Below are 15,329 nucleotides of genomic sequence, written 5' to 3'. Positions count from 1 at the left end.
CCTCGTGACGGCACTGGTTCGACCGCCGCGTGGCTACCCGGAGATCACCAGGCGCACCCGTGGCGCGCGCTACTCGCCGCGGGCGCGCTCGACCTGCCCGGCCAGCGACACCAGCCGCGCGTCCTCGCCCGGCGGCACCACCAGCTGCGCGGCCAGCGGCAGCCCGGCGCGCGACGTGCCCGCCGGAAGCACCGCCGCGGGCTGGCCGGTGTGGTTCCAGGCCGGGGTGTGCGCGTAGTGCCGGGCCATGCCGAGCATCGTCGGCAGCCCGCGGCGGCCGTCCCAGTGCCCGATCGGCACGGCGGGTCCCCGGGCGGGCGGGGTGAGCAGGACGTCGACGCCGAGGTCGGCGAGCACCCGGCGCCCGAACGCCTCGCCCTGCCGCCGGGCGCGCCCGATCACCGCGTGCGGCACGAGGCGTCCGAGGCGCACGATCTCGGCCGTGCGCGCCTCGAGCCGCTCCGGGTCGTCGACGTCCGCCGCCGACGCGGCGAGCCCGTCGAGCATGCGGGCGATGAACGGCAGCGACGCGATGCCGTAGGGCACGCGGACGGCGCGCACGTCGTGGCCGAGCGACGCGAGCAGCTCGGCGACGCCGGCGACCGCGTCCTCCAGCTCGTGGTCCAGCGGCAGCGCCGGCGTCACGGGCGAGGCGAGGTCGATGCCGACGCGCAGGGGCGGCGGGTCCTGCGCGGCGGCGTCGGCGAGCGGGGTCGGGAAGTCGCCGACGAGGTCGAGGTAGAGCGCGGAGTCGGCGACGCGGCGGGTCACGCACCCCTGCACCGAGAGCCCGTTCCACCCGCCGCCCGGCGTCCGGCCGGCGCCGGGCTTGATGCCGACGAGGCCGCAGCACGACGCGGGGATGCGGATCGAGCCGGCCCCGTCGCTCGCCGTCGCGAGGCCCACGGCGCCGCCCGCCACCGCGGCCGCCGAGCCCCCGGACGATCCGCCGGGCGTGCGCGTGACGTCGGCGGGGTTGCGCGTGATGCCGAACCGCGCCGACTCGGTGAAGCCGTAGAGCGCCAGCTCCGGCAGCGTCGTGCGCCCGATCGGCACGAGCCCCCCGGCCCGCAGCCGCGTGACGACGGCGTCGTCGGCGCGCGCCGGGGTGGTGCGCGCCCGCGAGCCCCACGACGTCACGTGGCCGGCGGCGTCGAGGTCGTCCTTGAGCGCGATCGGCACCCCGAGCAGCGGGCCGTCCTCGCCGGTCGCGCGCCGCCGGTCGGCCTCCTGCGCGGCGATGCGCGCGACGTCGGCGTCGATCTCGACGAAGGCGTTGAGCCGGGCGTCGACCTCGCGCGCCGCCGCGACCGTCGCCGCGGCGAGCTCGACGGCGGTGACGTGCCCGGCCCGCATCGCGGCGGCCTGGGCGCGGGGCGTCTCGGCGACGAGTGCGGCGGGGTCCACAGCGGCGTCCACGGAGCGGGAACCTAACCGGAGCGCTCAGCCGTCCCACCCGCGTTGCACCGACGCGGCGCAGCGCGCCGGGTCGTCGCCCGCGGCGATGAGCACGGCGGCGTTGAGCGCCGGCCCGTGCGCGGTCAGCGCCGCCCGCGGCAGCACGTCGGTGACCACCAGCATCACCAGCCCGTGCCCGCCCGCCCAGAGACGGGTGGCGACGTCGACGGGGTCGGCGTCGGCGAGGCGGCCGGCCTCACGGGCGCGGCGCGCGGCGTCGACCAGCGGGGCGAACGCGCCGTCGGCGACCTCGGGGTCGGGCAGGTCGGCGGCGGCGTCGAACATCAGCCGGTAGAGGGCAGGGTTCTCCAGCGCGTTCGCGGCGTAGGCGGCGCCGAGCGCGCCGAGGTCACGGACCGGGTCGTCGGTCGGCGCCAGGGTCGAGAGGCGCGCGGCGAGGCGCAGGAAGCCCTCCTGGCGCACCGCTGCCCAGAGCCCCGGCATGCCCCCGAAGTGCGTGTACACGCCCATCGTCGACGTGCCGGCGCGGGTCGCGAGCGCGCGCAGGGTCACGGGTTCGCGGGCGACGACCATGGTCGCGGCGTGCTCGATGAGGGCGGCGCGGACGGCGGGGTCGGCGGGCTTCGGCACTTGCCCAGGATGACATAGCACTGCTATACCTACTCATAACAACGCTATGTCAACCGCACTACCAACCCCGGAGGTCACCGTGCCCGTCGAGCTGCTCAACCCCGCCGGACTGCCCGCTCCCGACGCCTACCGCCAGGTCGCGGTGGCCACGGGCACGCGGACGGTCTACCTCGCCGGCCAGGTCGCCCGGACCGCCGAGGGCGCCCCCGTCGGCCCCGGCGACCTCGCCGCGCAGACCGAGCAGGCGTTCCGCAACGTGGCCACCGCGCTCGCGGCGGTCGGCGGGTCGTTCGCCGACGTCGCGAAGATGACCGTCTACGTCGTCGACTGGGCGCCGGAGAAGATGGCGCTGTTCGGCGAGGGCGCCATGCGCGCCGCCGCCGACCTGGGCCAGGTGACGCCGGCGATCACGCTGATCGGCATCACCGCGCTCGGGGAGCCCGACCTCCTCGTCGAGATCGACGTGACGGCCGTGCTCCCCTGAAGGTGCGCTCCGCGCACGTGTGCGCTTCTCGGTGCCTGAGCACCAAGAAGTGCACACAGGCCGTCAGGCACCCCCGAGGAACTCCACCAGCGCCTGGTTGAACTCGTCGGCGTGGGTGGCGTTGAAGCCGTGCGGGCCGCCCGCGATGACGACGGTCCGGCTGTCCGCCACGGCCTCGGCGGTGCGCTTGCCCGACACCTCGAACGGCACGATCGCGTCCGCGTCACCATGGATGACCAGCGTGGGCACGTCGATCTTCGCGAGGTCCTCGCGGAAGTCGGTGTAGCTGAAGGCCTTGATGCACTCCAGCGTGCCCTTCGGCGAGGCGAACTCGGCGATCTCGCGGTGGTAGACCCGCGAGGGCTCGCTGATGAGGTCCGAGCGGTCGCCCGCGGTGAAGAAGTTCGTGACGAAGCCGTCGAGGAAGGCCACCCGGTCGCCGGTGACGCCGTCGAGGAAGCCCTGGATCGTGGCGTCGTCCAGCCCGCCGTCCGGGTTGTCGTCGGTCTTGTACAGGTACGGCGGCACGGCGCCGGCGAACACGGCCTGCGCGACCCGCTCGCTGCCGTACCGGCCGAGGTAGCGCGCGACCTCGCCGCCGCCCATCGAGAAGCCGACCAGCGTGACGTCACGCAGGTCGAGGTGCCGCAGCAGCGCGTCGAGGTCGGCGGCGAAGGTGTCGTAGTCGTAGCCGGTCCACGGCTGCGACGACGACCCGAAGCCGCGGCGGTCGTAGGTGACGACGCGGTGGCCGGCCTCGATGAGGGCCGGGACCTGCTTCTCCCAGGACCGGCCGGACAGCGGCCAGCCGTGGATGAGCACGACGGGACGGCCCTCTCCGTGGTCCTCGTAGTACAGGTCGACCGGGCTGCCGTTCTCGGTCCCGACGTTCGACGTGGGCATCGCTGTCCTTTCGACGTGAGCGATTCAATTGCGCACGATGAACCTAGCACCGGACGCTGTCGGACCTCTGCGGCATCGTGACCCGATCGACGACGGGAGGACCGATGACGATCGCCCTCACCACCCCGCGGGCCACGTGGGGTCCCACGTGCTGCGCACGCTCGTGGCCGCCGGGGTGCGCCCGCGGCTGTTGATGCGCGACCCCGCGCTGCACGAGGGCATGCTGCGCACGGCGATGCACCTCGAACGGCCGATGCCCTGGGTCGACCCGCGCGACATCGCCGAGGTCGCGGCCGCGCGCCTGCTCGCGCCGTGGACCAGGGGCGGCGTGCAGGCGGTGCACGGGCCGCGCGACCTGTCGTTCGCGGAGGTGGCCGACCTGCTCACCGGGGTCCTCGGGCGCCCGGTGCGCGCGGAGCGGATCGCCGACGACGACCTGCGCGCGGTCCTGCGCGGGGTCGGGCTCGGCGAGGCGCAGGTCGAGGCCATCGTGGGCATGTCGGCGGGGCTGCGGGACGGCTTCGTGGCCGAGCAGGCGCGCACCGTCGCCACCACGACGCCGAGCACGCTCGAGCGGTGGGTCACGGCGCACCTCCGGCCGCTCCTCCCGCCGTGACCCCCGCGCCGCTCGTCCGGGCGGCGCGACCATCCGCCGCTCGATGGGAGCCACCTGATCGATCCGGTGGCGGATCGGGGCACCGCACGCGGCGTGACCGCGTTCACTGGACATGGTCACTCCGGGTCGACGAACAGCCCGGACCGCACAGGAAGGGCAGCAACATGATCAAGAATCGGGAGCTCGCCCTCATCCCGGACTCCGCGCTCGAGCTGCTCGACGTGCCCGCCACGGCGCCCGACCCGCGCACGTCGACCTCGCGGTCGGCGTCGAGTCGCACGGCCACGCCGCGCACGGTGCGCCGACCACGCCTGTCGCGCCGCACCACCCGCCGCGCCGAGGGCACCGCGCCCGCGTAGCCGCACCTGGCCGATGCGCCGGTCAGCGCCCCTCGCCGCAGTAGCCGTCCCCGTCGCCGTCGCGCTCTCCGGGCAGGCAGAGGTGCCCGGAGTTCCCCGACCGCGGCCGCGTGCCGCCCGAGTCCGAGCGGCTCCGGGCGGTCGTGCGCGGGGCCTCGGCGCGCGGGGTGTACGGGCGGTCGACGTCGGGATCGAGGTCGGGAGTGGGGGTGGGCGACGAGGTCACCGCGCTCCCGCACACCCGTCCGCCGGCGTCGAGGCGGCGCAGCGTGTCCTGCACCGCGGGCGAGGCGTCGTTGCGGCCACGGGTGTAGATCGCGGTGTGGTCCTCGGTGACCATGCCCGAGGCGTAGTCGGCGCCGCCCACGGCGACGTAGCGCAGGAGGCGGTCGTAGCGGTCGCGGTCGACGCCCGGCTCGGCGGTCAGCACCACGGGGCCGGCGAACAGCCGGGTGCGCGCCGCCGCCGTCGCGCGCTGCCCCCCGGGCGTCGCGGCCTCGCACGAGTCGATGCCCAGCACGCGGACCTCCTCGCCTGACGCGAGGCGGAACGTGTCGCCGTCGATGACCGCGATCACCTGCGCCGGCGTCGCCGATCCGACGGCGGGCGCGGCGACTCCCAGCGGCAGGGGTGCGGGCGCCGTCGTGGTCGTCGTCGGCAGCGACGAGGAGCCGGCAGTGGTGCCGGCCGTCGGGGTGGCGGGGCCGGCGAGGTCGGTGACCGCGACGAGGCAGAAGACGCCGGCCGCGATGCCGAACCAGACCTTGTAGGCCGTGCGCACCCTCGTCGTCCCCCCTCGGCCGGCGTGATCGTCGCGCTTGTCGGGCGCCGGGCCGCGGTCGTTACTCCTGTCACGAATCGCCCATCCGCGACGATGGGGTCGGCATGGCGAGAGGACAGCGGACGTCGACCGGCGCGCAGGTGGTCGGCGGTCTGCTGGTGGTGGGCCTCGCGATCCTCGTGATCAAGTGGCTGGCGATCACCGCGCTGATCCTCGCCGTGCCCTTCGGCCTCTGGTGGCTGGTCGACCGGTCGCGCACCGCCGCGCCCGTCCCCGCCGGCCCCGCGTACGCGACATCGGGTCCGTGGCCCGCCCCGACGTTCGCGCCCCGGCCCGAGCTCGCCGCCGACGAGCAGGTGACCGTGACGCGCGAGGAGGACCACCAGGACGTCCTCGCCCGCCACCACCGCGCCGGCGCCACCCCGACGTCGGTGCCCGCCGAGCTGTGGTCGTCGCGGGTGAGCGCGGGCCGGCACCGCGGGGACTTCGCGGTCGAGGTCCGGGTCGGCGGGCAGCGGGTGGGCGAGCTGACCGCGGCGATGAGCGCCCGCTACCGCCACCTCGTCGACGTCGCCGGGCCCGTCCGCTGCCGCGGCGTCGTCACCTACGGCGACCGCGGCTACCAGATCGACCTGCGGCTGCCCGCGGTCTGAGTCGCGTCAGCCGGCGTGACGGAAGGTCACCGTCGTGCCGGTGGGCCCCGGCTGCACATCGTGGGCGTCGGTGAGCTCCTCGATCAGCGCCAGGCCGCGGCCGCGGTAGCCCGTGCTGTCGGCCGGGGCGCGCCATCGGCCGGTGTCCGACACGGTGATCACCACGGCGCGGTCGGCGGTGTCGTCGCGGCGGGCCGAGAGGGTCATGGTGCCGATCTCGTCGTGCCCGGCGTAGGCGTGCTCGGCGGCGTTCTCGAGGGCCTCGCTCGCGGCCAGGGTGAGGTTGTCGACGGCGTCCTCGTCCTCGTCGCCCAGCACCGAGCGCAGCCACCGCCGCACCGCCCGGCGCAGGCGCCCGACGTGTTCGGGAGTCGCAGGCACCACGAGGTGCAGGGCTTCGTCGACCTCGGCCACGCGCGTCCGCCTCGTCCTCTCCGCAACGGTCCCGGCCGTAGGCTGTTCCCGGTGGACGCCGAGCCCAATCCGGCCGCCCGGGTGAACGCCCCCGAGCCGCCCGCCGTCACCCGTTCCGCCGTGAGCCCCCACGGGTTGCACCACGTCACGGCCATCGCGAGCGACCCGCAGCGCAACGTGGACTTCTACACCGCGGTCCTCGGGCTGCGGCTGGTCAAGACGACCGTCAACTTCGACGATCCCGGCACCTACCACCTGTACTACGGCGACGAGGCCGGCCGGCCGTCGACGATCCTGACCTTCTTCCCGTGGCGGGACGTGGAGGCCGGGCGGCAGGGCACCGGGCTGACCACGGCCACCGCGTTCAGCGTCCCGCCGGGGTCGCTGGGCTGGTGGCAGCAGCACCTCGCCGCCCGCGGCGTCGACGCCGACCCTCCCCGCGACCGCACCAGCGGCGGCCACGACGAGGAGGTCCTGACGCTGCGCGACCCGGACGGGCTCGTCGTCGACCTCGTCGCCTCGCCCGGCGACACACGCTCGGGCTGGGACGGGGTGGCCGCGGTGCCCGCCGAGCACGCCGTGCGGGGCCTGCACTCGGTGACGCTGACCGAGCGCCTGCTCGACCCCACCGCCGAGCTCCTCACCGGGCTGCTCAACATGGACGCCGAGGGCGGCGGCGCGCGCAGCCGCTTCGGGATGGGCGGCGACGAGCCCGGCGCGGTGCTCGACGTCGCCGCCACCACCGACGCCGACCGCGGCCTCCAGGCCGGCGGCACCGTGCACCACATCGCCTTCCGCGCGCCGGACCGCGAGACCCAGGAGCGCTGGCGGCGCCACCTCGTCGACGCGGGGCTGAAGGTCACCGACATCCTCGACCGGCAGTACTTCACCTCGATCTACTTTCGCGAGCCCGGCGGGGTGCTGTTCGAGATCGCCACCGACCAGCCCGGCTTCGCGATCGACGAGCCGCTGCTCGAGCTCGGCCGCCACCTGCGGCTGCCGCCGTGGCTCGAGCCCGACCGCGAGCAGATCGCCCGCTCGCTGCCACCGCTGCGCGTCGGCGACCAGATCGTGGAGGGGACCCAGTGACGACGACGTTCCGCGCGGCCGTCGAGGCCGGCGACATGGACGCGGCGGTGGCCCTGCTGGCCGACGACGTGGAGTTCCACAGCCCCGTCGTGCACAGCCCCTACCGGGGTCGCGACGCGGTCGCGCCGATCCTGCACGCGGTGGCGCAGGTGTTCGAGGACTTCCGCTACGTCGCCGAGGTGGGCGGCGGCGAGGACCACGTGCTCGTCTTCCGCGCCCGCGTCGGCGACAAGCAGCTCGAGGGCATCGACCTGCTGCACCACGACGCGCAGGGCTCGATCGACCGGCTCACCGTGATGATCCGGCCGCTCTCGGCGCTGCAGGCGGTGGCGTCGGCGATGCGCGAGAAGCTGGCGTAGCCCGGTGGACGCCGCCTACGACGCCGCGCCGTGGTCCGACTTCGCGGTCGGGACGGCGGGCGCCGCCGCAGCGCTCGCCGGGCTGCTGTTCGTCGCGGTCTCGATCAACATCCAGACGATCCTGGCGCACCGCGGCATCTCGTCCCGGGCCGCCGAGGCGCTGATCCTGCTCGTGACGCCGGTCTTCCTGTCCCTCGTCCTGCTGATCCCCGAGCAGTCCACGGTGGCGCTGGCCGTCGAGCTGTTCGTGGTCGCCACGGTCGCGGGCTCGGCGCTCGGGTGGCTCAGCCGCCCGGGCAGCCGCGCTCACGAGCAGCCGCTGTCGTCGTGGCTCGGCACGACCGTCGTCCCGGCCATGGTCGTCGCGGTCGCGCCCGTCCTGGCGGGCGTCGGCGTGCTCACCGAGTCGCTCGGCGGGCTCTACTGGCTGCCGGCGGCCGTGGCGCTCGGGCTGCTCGGCGGCCTCACCAACGCGTGGGTGCTGCTGGTGGAGATCCTGCGGTAGCGCTCAGGCGTCCGCCGCCACCCCGCGCACCGCCGGCCGGGCCGCCAGGGCCCCGACGACGGCCACGACGGCGAACACCGTGAACAGCCAGCGGGCGCCGGCGAGGGCGTCGTCGCCACCGAGGGCGAGGCTCGCGCCGCCCAGCGCGGTGCCGACGGACACCGCGAGCATCTGCACCGTGGTGACCGCGGCGGAGGCCTTGTCCGCCTCGCCCTCGTCGCGGGCGGCGTCGTCGGGGTCGGCGGCGGTCTCGGCCTCCGGCTCGGCGCCGCCGATCGCCGCGGCGGCGAGGTGCGGCCAGGCGGTGCCGATGCCGGCGCCGCCGGCCACGAGCCCCACGGTCCAGAGCACCGTGGCGACGGGGCCGGCGGCCGGGCCGTCGAGCAGCAGCAGCATCACCGCGACGAGCACGGTGCCGCCCGCGAGCAGCACCGGACCGGCGAGCACCCGCCACCGCGGGTGGCGGGCCGAGGCGCTGACCATTTCGCCCGCCACCCAGCCCGCGCCCAGCGCGACGCCGAGGAAGCCCGCGAGCACGGGTGAGAGCCCGGCGACGCGCTGGCCGATCAGCGGCACGAACGCCTCGAGCGCGGAGACGCCGACGAGCACGGCGCTCAGCGCGTAGATCCAGCGCAGCGACGAGCCGTGCCGGAACACCGCACGCGGGAGGACGGCGGCGGGGGTGCGGCGCTCGTGCACGACGAAGCCGGCGAGCAGCAGCAGGGCGACGAGCAGGCCCAGGCCCACGACGAGCACGTCGGCGGCGAGGCCAGCGACGCTGAGCACCGCGGCCGCGGCGCCGACGAGCAGCACCGACCCCAGCGGGAACGGGCCGGGCGCCGTCCGGGCGCGGGCGCGGTGCAGGGCGGCGGGCACGAGGCCCGCGATGAGCAGGCTCCCGACGACCAGCGCGCCGAACGCCCAGCGCCACTGCCCCGCGCCGGCGAGCAGCCCGCCCAGGCCGGGTCCGACGACGAGCGCGACACCCCACGTCGCGGCGATCACCGCGCTGCCGCGGGTCCACAGCGTGCGGGGCAGCGCGAGGCGGATGAGCGCGTAGCCCATGCCCGCGAGCAGGCCCCCGCCCGCGCCCTGGACCACCCGCCCGAGCAGCAGGACGGCCATCGACGGGGCGACGGCGTCGACGAGGGCGCCGGCCGCGAACACGGCGAGCGCCACGAGGTAGGCCCGCGCCGGCGCGACCGTCGCCAGCACCCGGCTGGTGAGCGACGAGGCCACGACCGCGGCGAGCAGGAAGAGCGTGGTGGGCCAGGCGTAGAACGCCTCGCCCCCGATCTCGGCGACGGCCGAGGGCAGCAGGCTGGCGGTGACGTAGGTGTCGACGGCGAACATCGACGTGCCGCCCGCGAGCACCGCGACCGCGCCGCGGTGCCCGGGGGCGATCATCTGCGCCCAGGTGCCCGTGCCCTCGCCGGCCATCGGGTCAGGCGGCCCGGTCGGACGGCACGTCGATCACGATGGCCGGCTCGATCGCGCGCACCGGGTGCGTCTCGAGCACCTGGTCGTTGCGCCAGCGGGCGGTCTTCTCCGCCTTGCGCGGCGGGGCGTCGTTGGCGATGAGCACCGCGATCCAGGGCAGGGGCACGGACGCCACCACGAGGACGGCGGCGGCGATGGTCCAGCCGAAGCCGATGGCCAGGACGCCGGCGACGACCAGGCAGGGGATGCGCATGGACATGATCAGTGAGTAGCGGCGGCGGCGGGCGGCGAACTCCTCGGCGGGGGAGAGCGCTGCGCCGGTGATCAGGACTGGGCTCTCGTGACGCTGCACGACAACTCCTCTCCGGACCTCGTTGTCCGGTGACGGCCGGCCCGGGGATCTCGATGCGATCTCGAGGCGGCACCAGGAAGAACACGCGCGCCGCCCGCACCCATCCGTCACACCGTCCGCACGGCCGGTGTCACCCATCACCGGCCCGGGGCGGTTCCCCGTCCCGCCTGCGGGGACCCCACCATGACGTCCCGAGCGGCTCCCAGACCCGCGTCCTCGGTCCGCCGACAGCGACCGACACGCCCGTCCGGGAGGACCCCCGCTTGAGCACGACCACCACCGCCGCCGCCAGCGCGCACCTGACCGACGTCGACGTCGAGCGTCTCGGTGCCGAACTGGACGCCCTCCGCGCGGAGGTCACGGCCGACCTCGGCGACGACGACGCCCGCTACATCCGCCGGGTCATCGCGGTCCAGCGCGGTCTCGACACGAGCGGGCGCGTCCTGCTCCAGTTCTCGCTCCTGCCGCCGGCGTGGCTCGCCGGCACCGCCGCGCTCTCGGTGGCCAAGATCCTCGAGAACATGGAGATCGGCCACAACGTCCTGCACGGCCAGTGGGACTGGATGAACGACCCCGAGATCCACTCGAGCACCTGGGAGTGGGACTCCGCGTCGTCGGCCGAGGGCTGGAAGCACTCGCACAACTACGTCCACCACACGTACACCAACGTGCTGGGCAAGGACCGCGACATCGGCTACTCGACGCTGCGCGTCGACCCCGAGCAGCCCTGGAAGCCGTATCACCTGCTCCAGCCGCTGATCAACGCCGGGCTCGCGCTGGGCTTCGAGTACGGCATCGCGATCTACGACATCGAGCTCGAGGAGGTCGCGGCGGGCCGCAAGCCCTGGTCCGTGGCGCGCACCGAGCTCGGCGGGCTGTGGCGCAAGGTCCGCGGCCAGCTGCTCAAGGACTACGTGGGCTACCCGCTGCTGGCCGGCCTCGCCGCGCCGACCACGCTGCTGGGCAACCTGACCGCGAACGTCACCCGCAACGTCTGGACCCACGCGGTGATCTTCTGCGGCCACTTCCCGGCGGGCGCGGAGACGTTCACCGAGGACCAGCTCGACGGCGAGACGCGCGGGCAGTGGTACCTGCGCCAGATGCTGGGCTCGGCGAACCTCGACGGGTCGCCGCTGATGCACCTCATGACCGGCAACCTGTCCCACCAGATCGAGCACCACCTGTTCCCCGACATGCCCTCACGCCGATACGCGCAGATCGCCCCGCGCATCCGCGACCTCTGCGAGCGCTACGGCCTGCCGTACACGAGCGGTCCGCTGTACCGGCAGTACGCCGGGGTGCTGGGCACCATCGCGCGCCTCGCGCTGCCCGGCGGCTCAGCTCGCGAGGACGGCGCCGGCGAGGGCCGCGGTGCGCCGCGGGGCGCCGGGGCGGACGGCCAGGTGGTGGACGCGGCCGACGCTGTTGACCAGGGCCAGCGCCGCGTGGACGAGCACGCGGGCCTCCGGGCCGGGTGACGCCGGGCGCGCGGTCGCCAGCAGGGCCACCCACTCGGCGAGGTACGCGCGCTGCGAGCGCCGCAGCGCGTCCCGGTCGGGGGCGTCCAGGTGGGCGTCCTGCGCGGTCATCGGCGTGCCGGACGACGACTGGGGCGAGCGCGTGCACGCCGTGGTCGTGCCGGCCGCGGGCGCGGCACCCACCGCCGAGGAGCTCCGGGAGCACGTCAAGAGCCTCATCGCCGGCTACAAGGCGCCGCGCACCGTCGAGCTGCGCGACGCCCTCCCGATCTCCGGCGCCGGCGAGATCCTCAAGCGCGAGCTGCGCGCCGAGCACTGGCCGGTGCGACGACCGCGCGGTGTCGTGACCCCTCGACGGGTCCGCCCGCGAGGGGGTGGCGCGTCCGTCCGGCCCAACGTCCCGCGGCCGCGGAACATCCCCACCCCGGAGCACCGTCCGAGGACCGACGATCCGTCTCGAGCCCCGGGGACACGACATGAAGCGACGCCTGCTCGCCACCCTCGCGGTGGTCCTGGCCCTGGTCGCGGTGCTCGGCACCGTGTTCGTCCTGGCCGTCCTCGCGCCCCGGCACGACGCGCGGATGAGCGCCAGCGCCCAGACAGTCAGGACGCGCGCGACGCGCGCGACGCGCTCGCCCGCGGGGACGCCCGGCGTGCCGAGGGCAAGACGCTGGCCGCACAGAGCAACCTCGGGGACGCCGCCGAGCTCGCCACGATGACGACCGTCACCTGGGGTGTCGTCGGGGTCGCGCTCGTGGGCGCCGTCGCGGTCGGCGTCGGGCTGCGCCGCACCCGCGGTGCGCTCACCGCGGACGCCACCCCGCGGCCCGTCCCTCGGGATGCGGCCGACGCCACCGTGGCCCTCGCCGCGGTGCCGAGACCGCCCGACCCGCCCCCCGGCTGGTACCGCGACGCGCGGGGTGCCCAGCGCTGGTACGACGGCCGTCAGTGGACGCCGCACGTCCGCTGAGTCGGCGCTCGGCGCGCCGGGGAGGGCGCTGACGGACTCCCGCGGCGGGTCCGCTTGCGGCACCGGAACCGGTGGTTGGAAGCTCACGGGCGTGAGTGACCGCGTGACATCCCTGCAGCTCGACGACCTCGGCGTCGCCCAGTCCCTGCCCCGCCCCGGCGGGAAGGACCAGATCCTCGGCGTCCCCTATCGCCCGGTCCAGTTCCTCGACGACGACCTCCCGAAGGCCCTCGAGCGCGCGGCGACCTGGCTGCGCGAGGTCGAGCAGTGGCTCGGCGAGGCGCCCGACGTCATCGCCGTGCACCTGGACCACGACGAGACCCAGGGCTCGCCGTACTTCGACCTGACGATCCTGTGCAACGACGAGGACCTCGCGGGCGCGCCCATCGCCGTGCGCGAGCGCGACTCCGGGGGGGGGCCGCGCCGCCCCGCCTGATCCGGGCGCGGATCACCCGTCGCGGTGATCCCGGCCCTGTTGGCCGGACACGAGGTATCTCATACCGGCGGTAACTGTTACCTTCCGTTCGTTCGCTGACCGGAGGGGAGCTCCGCATGGGTGTCGTGCGGTCGATGCGCAAGGACGCGCAGCACGCCGACTACGGGTTCTTCGGGCCCGATTCGGTGACCTGGAAGGTGTGGTCGTACCCCACCTCGCTCGCGCTGGGATTCCTGCGCGCCGTCGTGGTCGAGGAGCTGGACCCGTTCCTGCTGGCCTCGGTCGAGCAGTCCGGGCAGGTCGTGGCCCGCCCGCGGCTGCGCTACGACCGCACGATGCAGTACTTCGCGACGATCAAGTTCGGCGACACCGCGTCGGTGCTCGCGGCCGCGGACACGTTGATGAAGATCCACGCGCGGGCCGTCGGGACCGACCCGGTGACCGGGCGCCAGTACGACGCGAACGACCCCGACTCCCAGCTGTGGATCCACCTCACGGCGTGGCACTCGATCCTCTACACCTACGAGGTGTTCGGGCCGGGCAAGCTCTCCGCCGCCGAGGAGGAGCAGTACTGGGAGGAGTGCGCGCGGGCCGCCGAGTTCCAGACCATCGACCCCGCCGACGTGCCCCGCACCCGCGCGGGCATCCGCGCCTACTTCGAGTCCTACCGCCCGCGCCTGATCGCGTCCGAGAACGCGCAGCGCATGATGGACTTCCTGCTCGACGCGGACGCGATCGTGCTGCCGCCCGAGCTGCCGTCGCCGGTGCGCCGCCTGTTCACGTGGGTCACCCGGCGCGCGGTGGTCGCGACGCTCCCCCGGTGGATGCGCCGCCTCGGTGGCACGCCGCAGCCGAAGGTCGTCGACGCGCTGGCCGTGGCGATCACCCGCCCGGTGATCCGGCTCGTCGCCGCCAGCACCACGGTGCAGCTGGCCGTGCTCCGCGCGGCGTCGCCGCGCACGGTGCCGGTGATCGAGCCGGTGCTGCGCGGCACGCCGCCCGCACTGCCGATCGTGACCACGCCGGCCGAGGCCTACGCCGCGCACGGGCCGACGCCGCGCCAGCAGTACGAGGCGCTGCTCGAGGCGCGGGCACGCCGGCAGGGCCCGGCGCCCTACCCGCCGGCGCACCGCGAGCCGCTGCTCGACTTCGCCTGATCAGGCGAGGTCGGCGAGCTTGCCCTCGAGCAGGGCGCGTTCGCGCGCGTTGGCGCACCGTGTGACGGCGCGCGCGAACTCCTCGCGGGCCTCGCCCGCCCGTCCGAGGCGGGCGAGCAGCTCGCCGCGGACGCTCGGCAGCAGGTGCGAGCCGGCCAGCGCGTCGGCGCCGGCCAGCGCGTCGACGATCGGCAGCGCGACGGCCGGGCCCTGCGCCATGGACACGGCCACCGCCCGATTGAGGTCGACCACGGGCGACGGCGCGAGCCGCCCGAGCGCCTCGTAGAGCAGGACGATGCGGCCCCAGTCCGTCGCCTCCACCGAGGGGGCGACGGCGTGGCACTCGGCGATCGCCGCCTGCAGGCCGTAGTAGCCCAGGCCCCGCCCGGACGCCTCGGCGCGGGCGAGCGCCGCCCGCCCGCGGCCGATCGCCGACCGGTCCCAGCGCCGCCGGTCCTGGTGCTCGAGCAGGACCGGCTCGCCGTCGGGTCCCGTCCGGGCGGGGAAGCGGGCCGCGGTGAGCTCGAGCAGCGCGACGAGAGAGTGCGCCTCGGGCTCGTCGGGCACCAGGCGGGCCAGCACCCGCGCGAGCCGCTGCGCCTCGCCGGCGAGGTCCAGGCGCAGCAACCGGTCGCCCGAGGTGGCCGACGACCCCTCGGTGAAGACCAGGTAGACGACGCTGAACACGGTGCCGAGGCGCTCGGCCCGCTCGGCGGCGGGCGGCACCGCGAACGGCACCCGGGCCGCCGCGAGCGTCTTCTTCGCCCGCGTGATCCGCGCCTGGACCGTCGCGGTGGGGACGAGGAACGCGCGGGCGATCTCGTCGCTGGTCAGGCCGCCGACCACCCGCAGCGTCAGCGCCACCCGCGCCTCGCGGGAGAGCACCGGGTGGCACGACGTGAAGATCAGCGCGAGGACGTCGTCGTCGATCTGGTCCGGGTCCCAGAGCACGTCGTCCCCCTCTCGCGGGTGGTCGCCGCCGGTGAGGGCGCCGCCCTCGCCCAGGTCGCGGGCGAGGGCGGCGTACCGCTCGTCGAGGGCGGAGCGGCGGCGGAACGCGTCGACGGCGCGACGGCGTCCCGTGGTGAGCAGCCAGCCCGCCGGCTGCTGGGGCACGCCGTCACGGGGCCAGCTCACGAGGGCCTCGGCCAGCGCCTCCTGGGCGAGGTCCTCGGCCAGCGCGAAGTCGCCGGTGTAGCGCGCGAGCGCGCCGACGATGCGCGCCGACTCGATCCGCCAGACGGCGGCGACGGCCTCCCGGCCGGTGGGCTCGGCCATCAGCGG

19 protein-coding genes are annotated in these 15,329 nt (G+C 75.4%); 11 read left to right on the top strand and 8 right to left on the bottom strand.

All coding sequences use genetic code 11. The features are described from left to right. Positions 1-69: 69 nt before the first annotated feature. Together ACQPX6_RS02775 and ACQPX6_RS02770 are read right to left on the bottom strand one after the other, a co-directional pair. Entirely contained in the window at positions 70-1,419 is a 1,350-nt protein-coding gene (locus ACQPX6_RS02775) for an amidase (RefSeq protein ID WP_433785265.1), read from the bottom strand. A 24-nt stretch (positions 1,420-1,443) separates the two neighbouring features. After that, the gene (locus tag ACQPX6_RS02770) at positions 1,444-2,049 is read right to left on the bottom strand and encodes a TetR/AcrR family transcriptional regulator (protein ID WP_433785263.1); all 606 of its coding nucleotides are present in this window, start codon (positions 2,047-2,049) and stop codon (positions 1,444-1,446) included. A 79-nt stretch (positions 2,050-2,128) separates the two neighbouring features. On the opposite strand from ACQPX6_RS02770, the gene ACQPX6_RS02765 reads away from it, so the two are divergent. Beyond that, entirely contained in the window at positions 2,129-2,533 is a 405-nt protein-coding gene (locus ACQPX6_RS02765; protein WP_433785261.1) for a RidA family protein, read from the top strand. 63 nt (positions 2,534-2,596) lie between these two features. Here the strand turns inward: ACQPX6_RS02765 and ACQPX6_RS02760 are convergent, their stop codons facing one another. Beyond that, complete coding sequence (locus tag ACQPX6_RS02760) at positions 2,597-3,436, bottom strand: alpha/beta fold hydrolase (RefSeq protein WP_433785260.1); 840 nt, start codon at positions 3,434-3,436, stop codon at positions 2,597-2,599. 148 nt (positions 3,437-3,584) lie between these two features. Here ACQPX6_RS02760 and ACQPX6_RS02755 point away from each other — a divergent pair, with 148 nt between their 5' ends. Both ACQPX6_RS02755 and ACQPX6_RS02750 read left to right on the top strand, forming a co-directional pair. Further along, positions 3,585-4,052 carry a hypothetical protein gene (locus ACQPX6_RS02755; RefSeq protein WP_433785259.1) on the top strand — a complete coding sequence of 156 codons (468 nt, stop codon included), beginning with the start codon at positions 3,585-3,587 and terminating at the stop codon, positions 4,050-4,052. Between the two features lie 164 nt (positions 4,053-4,216). Then, complete coding sequence (locus ACQPX6_RS02750; RefSeq protein WP_433785257.1) at positions 4,217-4,411, top strand: hypothetical protein; 195 nt, start codon at positions 4,217-4,219, stop codon at positions 4,409-4,411. Positions 4,412-4,433: 22 nt separating this feature from the next. Here the strand turns inward: ACQPX6_RS02750 and ACQPX6_RS02745 are convergent, their stop codons facing one another. Then, positions 4,434-5,192 (bottom strand): thermonuclease family protein, encoded by a 759-nt coding sequence (locus tag ACQPX6_RS02745; protein WP_433785256.1) that lies wholly within the window; start codon positions 5,190-5,192, stop codon positions 4,434-4,436. 104 nt (positions 5,193-5,296) lie between these two features. On the opposite strand from ACQPX6_RS02745, the gene ACQPX6_RS02740 reads away from it, so the two are divergent. After that, a complete protein-coding gene (locus ACQPX6_RS02740; RefSeq protein ID WP_433785254.1) occupies positions 5,297-5,845 on the top strand; it encodes a hypothetical protein in 549 nt (182 codons plus the stop codon). A gap of 6 nt (positions 5,846-5,851) precedes the next feature. Here the strand turns inward: ACQPX6_RS02740 and ACQPX6_RS02735 are convergent, their stop codons facing one another. Continuing rightward, a complete protein-coding gene (locus tag ACQPX6_RS02735) occupies positions 5,852-6,259 on the bottom strand; it encodes an ATP-binding protein (protein WP_433785252.1) in 408 nt (135 codons plus the stop codon). A 120-nt stretch (positions 6,260-6,379) separates the two neighbouring features. Between ACQPX6_RS02735 and ACQPX6_RS02730 the strand changes: the two genes are divergently transcribed. From ACQPX6_RS02730 to ACQPX6_RS02720, 3 genes are read left to right on the top strand one after another with little or no spacing between them, the layout of a single operon-like run. After that, the gene (locus tag ACQPX6_RS02730) at positions 6,380-7,348 is read left to right on the top strand and encodes a ring-cleaving dioxygenase (protein WP_433788175.1); all 969 of its coding nucleotides are present in this window, start codon (positions 6,380-6,382) and stop codon (positions 7,346-7,348) included. After that, positions 7,345-7,707 (top strand): nuclear transport factor 2 family protein, encoded by a 363-nt coding sequence (locus tag ACQPX6_RS02725; RefSeq protein WP_433785250.1) that lies wholly within the window; start codon positions 7,345-7,347, stop codon positions 7,705-7,707. Before ACQPX6_RS02730 ends, ACQPX6_RS02725 begins: the two co-directional genes overlap by 4 nt. A 4-nt stretch (positions 7,708-7,711) precedes the next feature. Then, entirely contained in the window at positions 7,712-8,212 is a 501-nt protein-coding gene (locus ACQPX6_RS02720; RefSeq protein WP_433785248.1) for a hypothetical protein, read from the top strand. Positions 8,213-8,215: 3 nt separating this feature from the next. On the opposite strand, the gene ACQPX6_RS02715 is transcribed toward ACQPX6_RS02720, so the two are convergent. Together ACQPX6_RS02715 and ACQPX6_RS02710 are read right to left on the bottom strand one after the other, a co-directional pair. Then, positions 8,216-9,652, bottom strand: a complete 1,437-nt coding sequence (locus tag ACQPX6_RS02715; protein ID WP_433785247.1) for an MFS transporter — start codon at positions 9,650-9,652, stop codon at positions 8,216-8,218. A gap of 4 nt (positions 9,653-9,656) precedes the next feature. Next, the gene (locus ACQPX6_RS02710) at positions 9,657-10,004 is read right to left on the bottom strand and encodes a DUF3099 domain-containing protein (RefSeq protein ID WP_433785246.1); all 348 of its coding nucleotides are present in this window, start codon (positions 10,002-10,004) and stop codon (positions 9,657-9,659) included. 263 nt (positions 10,005-10,267) lie between these two features. Between ACQPX6_RS02710 and ACQPX6_RS02705 the strand changes: the two genes are divergently transcribed. From ACQPX6_RS02705 to ACQPX6_RS02690, 4 genes are all read left to right on the top strand, one after another. Beyond that, the gene (locus tag ACQPX6_RS02705) at positions 10,268-11,482 is read left to right on the top strand and encodes a fatty acid desaturase family protein (protein WP_433785245.1); all 1,215 of its coding nucleotides are present in this window, start codon (positions 10,268-10,270) and stop codon (positions 11,480-11,482) included. After that, positions 11,376-12,452, top strand: coding sequence for an AMP-binding enzyme (locus ACQPX6_RS02700; RefSeq protein WP_433785244.1), 1,077 nt, complete (start codon positions 11,376-11,378; stop codon positions 12,450-12,452). The genes ACQPX6_RS02705 and ACQPX6_RS02700 overlap by 107 nt, the downstream gene beginning before the upstream one ends. Before the next feature lie 91 nt (positions 12,453-12,543). Then, the gene (locus ACQPX6_RS02695) at positions 12,544-12,888 is read left to right on the top strand and encodes a hypothetical protein (protein ID WP_433785242.1); all 345 of its coding nucleotides are present in this window, start codon (positions 12,544-12,546) and stop codon (positions 12,886-12,888) included. Positions 12,889-13,004: 116 nt separating this feature from the next. Next, positions 13,005-14,045: an oxygenase MpaB family protein gene (locus ACQPX6_RS02690; protein ID WP_433785241.1), complete on the top strand. Its 1,041-nt coding sequence runs from the start codon at positions 13,005-13,007 to the stop codon at positions 14,043-14,045. Here the strand turns inward: ACQPX6_RS02690 and ACQPX6_RS02685 are convergent, their stop codons facing one another. Further along, positions 14,046-15,323, bottom strand: a complete 1,278-nt coding sequence (locus ACQPX6_RS02685; RefSeq protein WP_433785240.1) for an RNA polymerase sigma factor — start codon at positions 15,321-15,323, stop codon at positions 14,046-14,048. Positions 15,324-15,329 lie beyond the last annotated feature (6 nt).

This window comes from Actinomycetospora sp. CA-101289 (assembly GCF_050955895.1).
Classification (GTDB): Bacteria; Actinomycetota; Actinomycetes; order Mycobacteriales; family Pseudonocardiaceae; genus Actinomycetospora.
The sequence above is the reverse complement of the archived record's forward strand: the minus strand, read 5'-3'. Positions and strand labels throughout refer to the sequence as shown.